This window comes from Agrobacterium sp. (assembly GCF_032092815.1).
GTDB lineage: Bacteria > Pseudomonadota > Alphaproteobacteria > Rhizobiales > Rhizobiaceae > Agrobacterium.
In genome coordinates, this window is sequence record NZ_DAMDBP010000027.1 from 15,976 (window position 1) to 29,414 (window position 13,439).

General features: G+C 55.2%; 13 protein-coding genes. 4 read left to right on the plus strand and 9 right to left on the minus strand.

Features of this window, described 5'->3' with window-relative positions; translation table 11 throughout:
• Nucleotides 1-18: 18 nt before the first annotated feature.
• A complete protein-coding gene (locus tag RT613_RS15775) occupies nt 19-1,203 on the minus strand; it encodes a benzoate/H(+) symporter BenE family transporter (protein ID WP_313616815.1) in 1,185 nt (394 codons plus the stop codon).
• Between the two features lie 176 nt (nt 1,204-1,379).
• On the opposite strand from RT613_RS15775, the gene RT613_RS15780 reads away from it, so the two are divergent.
• On the plus strand, nt 1,380-1,724 hold the full coding sequence (locus RT613_RS15780) for a hypothetical protein (RefSeq protein WP_313616816.1): 345 nt from the start codon (nt 1,380-1,382) through the stop codon (nt 1,722-1,724).
• Between the two features lie 63 nt (nt 1,725-1,787).
• On the opposite strand, the gene RT613_RS15785 is transcribed toward RT613_RS15780, so the two are convergent.
• Nucleotides 1,788-2,471 carry a TetR/AcrR family transcriptional regulator gene (locus RT613_RS15785; RefSeq protein ID WP_313616817.1) on the minus strand — a complete coding sequence of 228 codons (684 nt, stop codon included), beginning with the start codon at nt 2,469-2,471 and terminating at the stop codon, nt 1,788-1,790.
• Between the two features lie 152 nt (nt 2,472-2,623).
• A complete protein-coding gene (locus RT613_RS15790) occupies nt 2,624-3,205 on the minus strand; it encodes an ATP-dependent Clp protease proteolytic subunit (protein WP_313616818.1) in 582 nt (193 codons plus the stop codon).
• Nucleotides 3,206-3,434: 229 nt separating this feature from the next.
• On the opposite strand from RT613_RS15790, the gene RT613_RS15795 reads away from it, so the two are divergent.
• On the plus strand, nt 3,435-4,010 hold the full coding sequence (locus RT613_RS15795) for a HupE/UreJ family protein (protein ID WP_313616820.1): 576 nt from the start codon (nt 3,435-3,437) through the stop codon (nt 4,008-4,010).
• A gap of 97 nt (nt 4,011-4,107) precedes the next feature.
• Nucleotides 4,108-4,860 carry a DUF2076 domain-containing protein gene (locus RT613_RS15800; RefSeq protein ID WP_313616822.1) on the plus strand — a complete coding sequence of 251 codons (753 nt, stop codon included), beginning with the start codon at nt 4,108-4,110 and terminating at the stop codon, nt 4,858-4,860.
• Nucleotides 4,861-4,878: 18 nt separating this feature from the next.
• Here RT613_RS15800 and queF read toward each other — a convergent pair whose 3' ends face one another.
• The 5 genes from queF to RT613_RS15825 all read right to left on the minus strand — a co-directional run bounded on the left by queF (nt 4,879) and on the right by RT613_RS15825 (nt 9,809).
• On the minus strand, nt 4,879-5,337 hold the full coding sequence (gene queF, locus RT613_RS15805) for a preQ(1) synthase (RefSeq protein WP_313616824.1): 459 nt from the start codon (nt 5,335-5,337) through the stop codon (nt 4,879-4,881).
• The gene (locus RT613_RS15810; RefSeq protein WP_313616826.1) at nt 5,334-6,251 is read right to left on the minus strand and encodes a cation diffusion facilitator family transporter; all 918 of its coding nucleotides are present in this window, start codon (nt 6,249-6,251) and stop codon (nt 5,334-5,336) included. Before RT613_RS15810 ends, queF begins: the two co-directional genes overlap by 4 nt.
• A gap of 149 nt (nt 6,252-6,400) precedes the next feature.
• Complete coding sequence (locus tag RT613_RS15815; protein WP_313616828.1) at nt 6,401-6,796, minus strand: glyoxalase superfamily protein; 396 nt, start codon at nt 6,794-6,796, stop codon at nt 6,401-6,403.
• A gap of 59 nt (nt 6,797-6,855) precedes the next feature.
• Nucleotides 6,856-7,545 carry a TIGR02117 family protein gene (locus RT613_RS15820; RefSeq protein ID WP_409558835.1) on the minus strand — a complete coding sequence of 230 codons (690 nt, stop codon included), beginning with the start codon at nt 7,543-7,545 and terminating at the stop codon, nt 6,856-6,858.
• 74 nt (nt 7,546-7,619) lie between these two features.
• Complete coding sequence (locus tag RT613_RS15825) at nt 7,620-9,809, minus strand: anthranilate synthase (RefSeq protein ID WP_313616829.1); 2,190 nt, start codon at nt 9,807-9,809, stop codon at nt 7,620-7,622.
• A 278-nt stretch (nt 9,810-10,087) separates the two neighbouring features.
• On the opposite strand from RT613_RS15825, the gene RT613_RS15830 reads away from it, so the two are divergent.
• The gene (locus RT613_RS15830) at nt 10,088-10,960 is read left to right on the plus strand and encodes an extensin family protein (protein ID WP_313616831.1); all 873 of its coding nucleotides are present in this window, start codon (nt 10,088-10,090) and stop codon (nt 10,958-10,960) included.
• A 98-nt stretch (nt 10,961-11,058) separates the two neighbouring features.
• Here RT613_RS15830 and RT613_RS15835 read toward each other — a convergent pair whose 3' ends face one another.
• Nucleotides 11,059-13,260 carry a TonB-dependent hemoglobin/transferrin/lactoferrin family receptor gene (locus tag RT613_RS15835; RefSeq protein WP_313616833.1) on the minus strand — a complete coding sequence of 734 codons (2,202 nt, stop codon included), beginning with the start codon at nt 13,258-13,260 and terminating at the stop codon, nt 11,059-11,061.
• Nucleotides 13,261-13,439: the final 179 nt, after the last annotated feature.

Here is a 13,439-nt window from a genome sequence, read left to right on the forward strand (position 1 = left end):
TCTGATGCAAGCGCATCTTTAATTTTTCATTCGTTTCACGAAACGCGTCAAAACCATCATCAGGCCACCCGCCATCAGCCCCCAGAAAGCACCGGAAATGCCACCGAATGACAGGCCGGACGCCGTGATCAGGAAGGTGATTGCTGCAGCTTCTCGCGTGTCAGGTTCCTTGAAGGCCGCAACGGCCGAACCCGAAAATGCACCAACCAGCGCCAGTCCGGCCACCGCCTGAATGAGAATCGGTGGAGCAAGCGCCACAAAGGCCGTCACCACACCGGCCAGCAGACCGAGAATAATATAACCAACCCCGCCAATGATCGCCGCCCAGTAACGGCGCTTCGGATCGGCATGGGCATCCTCACCGGCACACATCGCAGCGGTGATGGCGGCAAGATTAACGGCATGACCGCCAAATGGCGCGGACAACAGCGAGAAAAAGCCGGTGGTCGCGAACAGTGGACCGGGCTGCGGGTCATAATGATTGACCTTTAACACTGCGATGCCCGGAATGTTCTGCGATGCCATCGTCACGATGAATAACGGCAAGGCAATCGAGATCAGCGCCTGCAGATTAAATGATGGCGTTACAAATTCCATGGGCGGTTTCAGCGATTGTGAAATGCTGTTCAGCGCGCCAGCGGGAATATCGACACCAAAAACCATCACCAGCACAAAAGCCAGAAGGGCAGCCGGCACGGCAAACAGCCGCTTGAATGCCCCGACCACGATCCAGACCACAATGATGGGAAGGCTGAGCGCAGGATTGAAACCGATGGCCTTGATCGGAGCAAAACACAAGCCGATGATGACGCCGGATAACATGGCATTGGCTAGAGGTGCTGGAATGGACGCAACAGCGCGGCCGAGCGGCTTGAAAAGACCGGCAATCATGATCAGCACGGCGCATATGATGAAGGCACCGACAGCAGCCGAAAAACCGCCCTCAACCACGCCTGTCGTCGCCAAAAGTGCGGCACCGGGCGTCGACCAGGCAATACTGACCGGCAATCGCGTGGCGACTGACAAGACAATTGCGCACAGTCCCATCGATACGGAAAGCGCCATCAATCCGGACGCCGCCTCGAAATCCGTGGCGCCAACGCCTTTTAGACCCTGCAACACAACGGCAAAGGAACTGGCAAAGCCGACAAATGCCGTAAGGCAGCCCATGAACAGGCTTTGGACGGAAAAATCTTTCAACATGGCGGGGACTCGAAGGTGGATGACAGCGTGTGATTGCACCTATCACAGATCAAAAAAACGCAGGAGACGCAAGGGAGCCCTACCCGACGAATGAAACGGAAACAAAAGCTGGGCTACGGGTACCTTAATTAATACACCCTAGAGTACCCTTATACAGGCACAAATCAGAGGGCATTATGGTAGGGGCAATTTCCAGCGTTTCGCTCGTCTCATCCACCAGCACATCAACCACAACAAGCAGTTCAAGCAGCTCCAGCGTCTCAGATCTGGAAGCAGCGCTGGCCGCCAAGCAGAGCGAGCTTTCCGAAGCGGAAAGCGAAGACGACAAGGCGGAGATCAACGCCGAAATTTCTGCCCTCAAACAGCAGATTGCAGCGGCCAAGGCTGCCGAAAGCAAGAGCACGGAAACTGCCAGCAAGCCTGCAGCCCAGGAACAGAAACCGCAGGTCGAAGAAAGCAAGATCGGCACCAAGAACTTCACCGATGGTGACGAATTCGGCGACCGCGAGATGTGGGTCTGATCCAACCTAACGTGGAGGCTAAACCGCCTCCACGCCTGAATTTTTATCCTTGAAGCCGCGCACTCACACTGGCGCGGCAACACCGTGCACGAAAATGCGGATGCAGCGGCGCAAATAGGCTTTGCGATCTTCTAGCCCCGGCCATTCCGGCCCGCTTCCGGTTTTGCTGACCACCGCACCAAAAGCCATATCCATCAGGATCTGCGCTCCGCTTTTCACATCATCGATTTGCAAGCGCCCACGCGACCTTTGCCTCTCCAGCCACTCCGCCAACAGGCTTTTTGCGACATCGGCACCAAGCCGGCCCATCAACTCGCCAACTTCGGGAAACTGCGCCGCCTCGACAATGATCAGCCGGAGAAAAGCCGCCCGCTCCGCGTCACCCTTCTCATCAATGTCGATGACGAAAATCTTCTCCAGCGCCTCGGTCAAAGGCAGGTGATCATAATCACCCGGCAAGGCCAGCATGCTGGTACGATGCAAAGCAATCACCGCTTCCAGAAGCTCCGTCTTGCCCGGAAAATGTTTGTAGAGCGTGCGTTTGGAAACCCGGCAGGCGGCAGCGACATCATTCATGGTGGTGCCCCCATATCCCTGCTGTAAAAACAGCTGGCGCGACGTTTCCTTTATCTGCGCGGCCTGTTCGGCATCGGACAACAATTTGGGCCGCCCACGGCTGCGAGCAACAGCAAGCTCAACTGCATCATCGTTCGCGACCAGCCTATTGCCATCATCCTGAGTTGCCATAATCCCACGTCCGCTTTTGAAATACTCGAAAGAATCGAATTTAACGGTACCCGAGGGTTTCCCAAAAAGCACCAAAGGGATTTCAATGACATGAAAAAAGCCCGCGCGGCTTGAAGCGGCACGGGCTTTTAAAAGGTCAACAGTCGAACAGATTACAGTTCGGACTGGTTTTCCACGATCCGACTGGTCAGACCGTAGGCCTTGGCTTCTTCAGCCGACAGCCAGTAATCGCGGTCGATGTCCTTGGCGATCTTTTCTTCCGTCTGGCCGGTGGCCTTTGAGAAAATCTTGATCAGACGCTGGTTCATCTTGATGATTTCGCGTGCCTGGATTTCGATGTCCGATGCCATGCCGCGTGTGCCACCGGATGGTTGGTGAAGCAGAAAGCGGGTGTTTGGCAGGCAAAGGCGGCGTTCTTTCGGCACAGACACATAGATCAGTGCACCAGCCGATGCGACCCAGCCGGTACCGATGATCCAGACCTTCGGCTTGATGAACTTGATCATGTCGTGGATGCTGTCGCCAGACTCCACGTGACCACCTGGCGAATTGACGTAAACGCGAATGTCTTCGTCGCTGGCTGCGGCAAGTGCCACGAGCTGCGTGCAGACCTTCTGCGCCAATTCCTGGGTAATGCCGCCATAAATGAAGATAGAACGCGACTTGAAAAGATTCGCTTCCGTTTCCTTACCGATCGGCAGTTCCTTGCTCTTGTCGTCGTCTTCTTCGTTCATTCACGGATCTCCAACGTAATTCTTCTGTCTTTCGGACATAGTGTGATTTGTGTCGTAAAACAATGAGCGAAAAAGACAAGGCGCAGAACTGTATAATAAACAGCACACCGGTAAATGGCGGATAGACAGCGACTTCACGCTTACGATATCGTTAAAATCGCGTCGCAAGCTCTGGATCGGGAGGCTCTTCGGGACTGTGTCGCTGCAATAAAAATTTCGAGAGGGAACAATGTTCAAACGTATTTCAATTGCCGCCGCCACACTGGCTGGCACCACCCTTCCAGCCTTCGCCCACCTGAACCCGGAAGAACACGGCTCGTTCATGGCCGGTTTCTCTCATCCGCTTTTCGGCGCAGACCACATTCTGGCCATGGTGGCTGTTGGCATCTGGGCAGCGCAGATTGGCGGACGCGCACTTTGGGTCGTGCCATCTGCCTTCGTAGGCACCATGGCAGTCGGTTTCCTGATGGCACTCGGTGGTATTGATCTGCCCTTCGTTGAACCGGCAATTCTGGCATCTGTGATCGCCCTTGGCCTTCTGGTTGCCATGGCAGCCCGCCTCCCCGCTTCGGCCGCAGCCGCCGTGGTTGGCGTTTTTGCGCTGTTCCATGGCCATGCCCATGGCGGCGAACTTGGCAGCGCCGGTGCCCTCCAGTTCGGCGTCGGTTTCGTCATCGCAACGGCCTTGTTGCATGTCGCAGGCCTTGCGCTTGGCCTTGGCATTGCGCGTCTTGGCATGATTGCCAGCCGCGTCATCGGCGCCCTCACCGCTCTTGCCGGCCTGTCGCTGGTTTTCGGCGGTTGATCCATTACCAAAATTTAAAATTCCGGCAGCTTTGAAAAGCCGGATTTAGCACCTACCTCCTTATCGGCATGTTTCTTTGTTCGGTAAGGAGGCACTCATGTCACCGGAAGAAACCAGACTTCTCACTGCCCTGTTGGACAGGACAAGATCAGCCGCATCGACACCGCGAGACGGCGACGCGGAAATGCTGATTGAGCGCGCCATGCGCGACCAGCCCTCCGCCCCCTATTATCTGGCACAAGCAGTTATCGTGCAGGAAAAGGGGCTTGAAGCCGCCGCAGCCCATATCGCCCGGCTTGAAGAACGTATTCACCAGCTTGAGGCTGGCAATGCCGATCCCCATCACACCGCCCAGGGTGGTTTTTTAAGCTCGATCTTCGGCTCCAGCCAACAACCGCCCGTTCCGCAAACACCAACCCCAGCAACCCAGCCCTCCGCTGCAAGCTACCGCACAGATACGATAGGAGCAGGCCCGTGGGGTCGCGCCCAACCACAACAACCGGCAGGTCCGTGGAACCCGCAGCCCGCAGCCCAGTCAGCTGGCGGCGGTTTCCTGCAAGGCGCGCTCGGCACCGCGGCCGGCGTGGCAGGCGGCATGTTGCTCGCCAATTCCTTGAGCGGGATTTTCGGAAATCACATGTCATCTCTGGGCCTCGGATCGCCCGTCACCGGCAACGCACCGGTCGAAGAAACTGTCGTCAACAGTTACTATGGCAATGACACACCAGATCAGACCGCAGGGTCTGACAACACCGGAAATGACATACAGTCAACCGATGACGACAGCGATAATGATGACGACAGTGCAGACATGGATTTTGATTCAGGCGATGACAGTTCATTCGCCTGAATCAGCCGTGTCGGTCCGTCAGCCACGACCGCGATAGGTCGGCACGCCCTGATCCGGAAGCCAGACACCTTCCGGTGCAGCGCCCGTCTGCCAGAACACATCGATCGGAATACCGCCACGCGGATACCAGTAGGCACCGATGCGCAGCCATTTTGGCTGCAGCAGATCAACCAACCGCTTGGCAATATAAACCGAGCAATCCTCATGGAATGCACCATGATTGCGGAAGGAATGCAGGAACAGCTTCAGTGATTTCGATTCCACCAGGAATTCACCGGGAATGTAATCAATGACGATATGTGCGAAATCCGGCTGTCCGGTCATCGGGCAGAGCGATGTGAATTCTGGCGCCGTAAAGCGCACCACGTAATCAGTGCCGGCATTGCCGTTCGGCACCTTTTCCAGCACGGCCTTTTCTGGGCTTTCCGGAGTGTCGACCTTAGTGCCCAGCTGCGACAGACCTGAAACATCGGTCATATTTTCTCTCCTTTGCGAACTTTTACCATGACGCCATGCGCCTTCTCGCCTTCCGGCTCTACATGGATAGCGAGGCTGGCCCCCGGTATCACCGCACGTATGGCATCTTCAAGGCGGTCGCAAATTTCATGTGCATTTCCCACGCTCATTTCGGCAGGTACCACCAGGTGGAAATCGATAAAGGCTGCAGCACCTGCCCGGCGTGTCCGCAAATCATGCACACCGACAGACCCGCTCGCGTTGGCAGTGATCGCCTGTTTGATTTGCTCCTCTTCTTCCGGTGTCACGGCCCGGTCCATCAACCCACCGATCGAATTGGAGATGACCTTCCAGCCTTGAAACAGAATGTTGATGGCAACCACGATCGCAAGGATCGGATCAAGAATGGCGTAACCGGTAAGGATGGCAAGAACCAGACCAATAAGAACACCAATCGACGTCACCACGTCAGACATGATGTGGTGACCATCAGCCTCAAGGGCTGGCGAGCGATATTGTTTGCCAACACGGATCAGGATGGTGGCCCAGACAGCATTGATGACACCGGCAGCAGCATTGATAGCAAGACCAAGCACCGGCGCTTCCGGCAGACGTGGCGCGAACAACCCAGCCCAGGCTTCTTTCACAATCAACAATGCGGCCAGCACGATCAGCACACCCTCGACAACCGCCGACAGATACTCCGCCTTGTGGTGACCGAACTGATGGTCTTCATCCGCTGGCTTTTGCGCGTAACGAATGACGAAATAGGCAATGAAGGCAGCCACCACGTTGACGGTCGATTCCAGACCGTCAGACAACAGCGCAACTGAGCCGGTCACCCACCATGCCAGCAGCTTCAGTCCAAGCACCCCGATTGATAGCGGAATGCCCCAGAACGCCAATGTTCGAACCAGCCCCTTGCCGTCGCTCATGATCATAACCTCGTGCAGATGCGAGCGAATTGCAGAAAACTCGCCCCTGAAACGCCAAACCGCGCGCACGGGGTATCGTGCACGCGGTTCAGATTTGCTTTTCTATCGTTCAATCGACAGGCAACGTCAAGTATGACGGCTCGTTGCCGTTAATCATCTTGTTCGCAAAACCGTATTCGGTTGCTGAAAGGATCAGTGACCTCCATCTGCAATCCCCAAGGCAAGGTCTCTACGCCCGGTTTCAGATAGGTGTAGTCTTTTGCGACCAGATCTTTCTGATAGGCCTGAACACCTTTCATGACCACGAAAGTGTTGGAGCCGGGTGAGGCATCGCCATGATGGCCACTCAAATGCAGAATTAGACCGGCACGGGACACCTGCATGTAGAGCGGAAAATTGTCGCCAAAACGGTGTTCCCAATCAACCTGAAAACCAAGGAAGTCCACGTAGAATTCTCGTGCCTTGTCTTCATCAAAAATACGGATGATCGGGCATGTGCGCTGAAAGGAGATGGCGGACGCACTGTTATCAGCAATGTCACTCATCGAGTTCCCTCCATTATGCTCTGGGCCACTTTGACAGGCAGCAAACCTTGGTATGATGTTTATTGCGCAGGCAAAACCGAAACATCATTATGCAAGCGCAGCGATGTTATCAGCAAGGGTGGCAGCGGTGTCCACCATCCGGTTTCCACGCCAGCGGCACGCAAGGCGGCGGCCGTCCAGGTATTACAGCCCAATAGAGCGTTGAAATAACCATTGGCTTCGAAAAACGCATCATTGGAACTGTAGGATTTCCCCAAAAGCGGTAGCGGCTTGCCTTGCGGCCTCGCAAAACTGCCGTCGATGAAATCAATCAGCGCGCGGTAACCGTCACCAGAAACGCGCAGAGGGGTAATGCTCTCATCGGAAAGCGGAATATCGCCGGCCAGCGCAACATGCATGACCGAGTGATCAAGCGTAAAACTTTTCAACACCGGCATTGGCTTCAAATCCGCCCAGGTCGGGGTTTCCGTATAAAACGACCGACCGCCCCAACCGATGACCAGATAAGCAAGACCGGGGTGATCGATATCGAGATCACCGTTCCGCAGGAAGGAAAAGCGGGTCAGCAGATCCGCATCAACCGGTATGGCAATGTCGGTGTGGATAGGATTTTTCAGCACCAGAATGCTGCGTGAATTATCCGCGCGGTCAGCGTTGTCTTTTGTGTGGCCCCTCGAAAGAACTGTCCCCGCAGTGACAGCCACAACGCCGAGGATGATCGCGATAAAGACATATCTGAGAAATTTCACGATTGTGCATCACCGATTGGATTTGCAAACAAAAACGGCGGCGTTTCATCAACGCCGCCGATATTCGAGCAGCATCAAGCCGCCTTGATTTTGGAGCGCCGCGCCAGATGCGCAACCACGTTCTCTATCATCCGCATGCCTGCATCCTGCCCCAGCGTCATGATCGATTCCGGATGGAACTGTACAGCTGCAACCGGCTCCTTGGCATGTTCAATGCCCATGATCGTGCCATCTTCGCTTTCTGCGGTAATGATGAAATCACGGTGCAAGGTCGCAGGATCGGCAAAGATCGAATGGTAACGACCAACGGTGACCTCCTTGCCAAGACCGGAAAACACCAGACCTGGCTCCAGCACACGAATGCGCGATGGCTTGCCATGCATCGGCACGGCAAGCTGTCGCAGTTCGCCACCATAGGCTTCGGCCAATGCCTGCAGACCAAGGCATACACCAAAGATTGGCAGTTCGCGGGCGCGCGCCGCCTTGATGGTTGCCTTGCAATCGAAGTCGCTTGGGTTACCCGGTCCGGGTGACAGCACAACCAGATCCGGCTGGAACCGGTCGAACACTTCAGCGGGCACCGGCGTGCGCACGGTGGAAACCGTTGCACCGGTCTGGCGGAAGTAGTTGGCAAGCGTGTGCACGAAACTGTCTTCATGGTCGACAAGCAGGATTTTGACACCCGTGCCAACCTTTGCCGTATCACGCTTCGAGTTGGAAGAATTGGCAGCCTTGGCATCTCGGATCGCCGCAATCATCGCCGACGCCTTCAGTTCGGTTTCAGCTTCTTCTTCCTGCGGGTTGGAATCATTGAGCAGTGTTGCCCCTGCCCGCACCTCGGCAATACCGTCCTTGACGCGAATGGTACGCAGGGTCAGACCGGTATTCATGTCGCCGTTGAAACCAACCATGCCGATGGCACCACCATACCAGGCACGCGGGCTCTTTTCATGACTTTCGATAAAGCGCATTGCCCACAGCTTTGGCGCACCGGTAACCGTCACAGCCCAGGCGTGGCTGAGGAAGCCGTCAAACGCATCCATGCCATCACGAAGGCGTCCTTCAATATGGTCCACGGTGTGAATAAGCCGCGAATACATCTCGATCTGGCGGCGACCGATGACCTTGACCGAACCCGGTTCACACACACGGCTCTTGTCGTTGCGGTCAACGTCCGAGCACATGGTCAGTTCGGATTCATCCTTCTTGGAATTGAGCAGCTTGAGGATCTGCTCGGAATCGGCAATCGGATCGTCACCACGCTTGATGGTGCCGGAAATCGGGCAGGTTTCGATGCGGCGGCCCGAAACGCGAACGAACATTTCAGGCGATGCGCCGATCAGATATTCCTGATGGCCGAGATTGATGAAGAAGGAATATGGCGACGGATTAATGGCTTTCAGACGACGCGACAGGTCGGATGGCTTGCTGTCGCAACGCTCCATGAACTTCTGACCCGGCACCACTTCAAACAGGTCACCGCGACGGAAGCTTTCCTTGGCCTTCACCACCAGTTCGGAATATTCACCAGGGCGATGATCGCCCCTCGGCGGAATTGTATTTGTCGGCTTGAAAGGTTCAGACACAATGTCTTCGGCCTTGCCAGCCGTGGTTAGTCCGCCCTTTTCGAAATCGTAGCGGTCAATCCAGGCCTTGGCCGAATAGTGATCCACCACCAGAATTTCATCCGGCAGGAACAGCACCATGTCGCGCTGATCCTCAGGGCGCTGCAGCGACAGCTTTATCGCGTCGAACTGGAATGCAAGGTCATAACCGAAGGCGCCAAACAGGCCGATGGCTGAATCTGCGCTGGAATAGAACAGCTCGACAATGGCGCGCAGCGCAGTAAAGACCGTCGGGATTTTCGAACGTTCTTCTTCGGTAAACACGCGGTCCGGTTCGTTGACCACCAGATCAAGGCGACGCGCACTGGAAGCACCCAGGGTCAGATCAGGCGTAGCGGCCAGCTTTTCACGGATGAAGGACAGCAGCACCTCACCGCGCTCATTATAGGCTTCAATCCACATGGTGCGGCCAAAGCAGGAAATGCCAAGCGGCGGGTCGATAATGGCGGTATCCCAACGGGTGTAACGACCGGGATATTCATAGTTGGAGGAGAAGACCGCACCACGGCGTTCATCAAGCCGTTCAATGTAGGAGTCGATTGCACCGGTATAGTCGGCTTCACGACGCTGGCGTGTCACTTTCACGCCGCCCTTGGTCTCGTATATTTCCGCTCCATCATCCTGAAGGATCGTTACCATTTCTTACTTCCCCGTTAGTTCAGACCCGATGGCAGGCGGCAAGATAACAAAAAAGCCGCCTGAGATTTCGGGCGGCTTGGTCGTCGTCTGAAGACATGACTGGTCAAGGCCGCATTTAGCTGCCCCACCACCAGTTACCGATGTTCTTCGACATTGTGTTCATGGCGGTAATAGTTAGCCTGCACCAAACCATATGGCAAGTACTTAAAAGGAGCGAATGAACCGGAATAAGGGCAAAGGCGTTCACCCTTCACCGATACGAAGGAGTGCCCGGCAAAATGCCTCATCGTTTTGTTATTCTGGTAGCAAGCCTGCTGCTGATTTCAGCCTCTGAACCACCCGATACCGTTCCCGTTCCGCAACAAAAACCTGCTTCTGAAAAGACAGAAGAGAACAAACCTGCCGGGGTACCGGCAGAAGCTGAGACACCGAAACCGCAACCCAATCCAGAAAACAACAAGCAGGAAGAGAATAAGCCGGAAGGCGACAAGGCAACGACGGCCCCCTCGACCGAAGAGGAAGACAAGTCCGACGACAACAAACGGGACACCGAGGAAAAACAGGAGGGCGTGATCCCGGTGGAGCAGGAAGATCCTGCGGAATTGCAGGCCTGCATAACTGAGCTAAAAACACTGGGTGCAGAGTTCAAGACGCTTGATACCATCAAAGGCGCAGAAAATGGCTGCGGCATCGCTTCGCCAATTGAACTGTCATCCGTCGGTCAGGGCATCAAGCTCAATCCGGCGGGCCCAATGCGCTGTGAAACGGCGCTGGCGCTTAGCCGCTGGGCAAAGGACATGCTGGTACCATCAGCCAGACTGTCGATGCCCGAGCGAAAAATCACCGCACTTGCCAATGCTTCGACCTATGTCTGCCGCAACCGAAACAGTACAAAAAATGGCAAGATCTCCGAACATGCCAAGGGCAATGCCGTCGACATTTCATCCATAGCCTTTGACAAGGGCGATCCCCTGATCATGAAACCACGCGATGAAGATGGTTCGGTTGAAGGCGCTTTTCAGCGCACCATCACCACGGCAGCCTGCCTGTTTTTCAAGACCGTACTGTCGCCTGGCAGCGACGCGACCCATCAGGATCACCTGCATCTGGATGTGCTGGAGCGTAAAGGCGGATATCTCTACTGCCGGTAAAGTTCGGGTACTGCCCGCGTCCAGAATAAAAAAGTTTAAAAGCCAAAAAGGGCGGCACTCTCGTGCCACCCTCGCCCGGCCCCCCGCCAGTTTTAGGATTAGAACGTCTTCGTCAGCGAAATTTTGAAGGAGCGACCAACTTCCGAATAGAAATCGACCGGCTGGTTGCCACTGGACTGCGACAGCGGGTTCACGTCCCGCACAGCAACAGCGTTCCAGTATTTTCTGTCGAAGATGTTATATACGCCGGCCTGAATGCGCAGACCGTTGAGCTGTTCTGGCTCCCACCAGCCTGTGAGGTTGGCGATGCCGTAACCCGGCGCGTCAAAGGTGTTTGCATTGCCGTCATCTCTCATTCCGGCAGCAAAGATACCCGAAAGTTCGGTTCCCCAGACATCCTGGTCGTAGCCAACACCGACAATCGCCTTGAGCGGCGAAACAGACCGCAGATTGGCATCATCCGTCTTGTTCTTGCCATAGGCATAGGCAATTGAACCATTCAGGAAGAAGCCGTTTTCAAACTCCTGACGCCCCTTCAACTCGATGCCCGAAATCGTGACCTTGTCGATGTTCCTCCAGGACATGACCAAAGGCGACGTCGTGACAGTGTAGTCTTCGATGAAGTTCGAGTACGTGTTGTGGAACGCAGTTACCTTGCCGGAGAAACCGCCACTTTCGTAGTTTGCGCCAACTTCAAAGCCCTGCCCGGTTTCAGCCTTTAGGGAGGAGTTGCCCTGCACCGTATAAAAAGTGTTCGGGAAGTAGGTGTAGAGCTCGTCAATGGTCGGCGCACGGTAAGTCATCGAATACTGCGCAAACAGTTCGGTTGCCGGTGTCAGCTGGTAGGTTGCCAGCAGCTTTGGCGAAATACGCGAACCATCTCTTGATGTCAGTGGACCAGCGTAACCGGTCGTCGACTTGGGGCTGTAATCATACCAATCGAAACGAACACCCGGGGTCAGGGCAAAACCGCTGTCACCAAAGCTGATGCGATCATCAAGATAAACGCCAACCTTCTTGCCGTGAACGTCGGGCATATCAGGCTTGTTGACCGCAGCACTTGCCGGAAGACCTGCAAGATACTGCTCGGTACGGAAGAATTGCAGCGTTCCTCCGAGGCGAACTTCGTGATTGAGGTTGCCGGTCTCAAATCTCGAAAGCACATTGCCGGTCAGGCCGTAGGAATTTTCCTCAAAATCATTGTGGCGCAGGTAACGCACCGCACCGCTGGTGCGAATGCCGTCAGAACCGGCTTCCTTCGTGGTCTTCTGCCAGAACAGCGTTGCTGTCGCTGCATCGATCAACGAATCCTCGCTCTGGGACTCGTAATTGTAATCAAGAGAAACGCGATCACGGTGGGTGTCTTCGACACCCCACCCCTGATCCGGCAGATACGTGGTACCGGACACGACAGTGGCGCTCTGCATAGTCTTCAGGGCGAAATCGGTGTCCAGATCATAACGTTCTGCCGTCACGCCAATGCGATGACCACCTTCCAAATCCTGACGAACCTTTGCCATGAGGTTGTTCTGGTCAAAGTCGGTCGGATTAGGCTCGGTGCGACGGAAGCCGTAGATATCGGCCGTTCCCTTGTTGTCGCGCTCATGACCCTTCTTGTAGGCACCCTGGAAGAGAATAGATGTGTTTTCGATCTTCTTGGCAACGGCAACAGAACCGCCGATGCTCTTATCAGCACTGTCATAACCAAGCTTGACGACACCGCCCCAGTCTCTGCCCTGTTCAATCAGTTCTTCTGGCTCGAGCGTGCGCAGCACCAGCGCGCCAGCAAGTGCACCCGAGCCGAGACGACTGGAATCCGCACCACGCACCACGTCAACAGCTGACAGTGAGGAAAAATCGAAAGCATTGGCAGCATCGCTGAGGCCGGTCGTTGGCGACGATGCGCCAGCACGAACCAGATTGCCGAACGACGAAATCGGGATACCGTCCACCAGCGTTGCGATGCGGTTACCACCGAGACCACGAATATAAAGACCGCCGACCTTGCCCGGTTTGCTCTCGGAGTAATCAACGCCTGGCTCTGTTGTGTTACCGAGATCACGCGCACTGGAAATTTCCTTCTTGCGGATCTGGTCGGCCGTTGTCTGGCTTGCCAGCGGCGTGTCGGACGCGGCGTTGGCAGCGGTTGTGCGCTTGCCCTTGACCACGATCCTGTTGAGAACTGTGCTATCTGCCTGCGCCGTCTGAGCCGCGTCCTGTGCGTATGATGTCCCCGTGCCAGAAAGCAAAACCATTGCCGTGCAGACAAGAAGTGCTGATCTGGAATGCCCAATTATCATGTACGATCCCCTTTATGCAGGCATGCGGAAACAGTCGCCGCAACGATGGCGCAACGCTCTCATGACCCGATCGGATATGCTGAAATATGACGGCTAGGCCGTAAGAGGAGGATTAAAAAACATGACTATATCAGTCAATATAAAAAACATGATCAAAAACATCATGATTAAATCGCGCA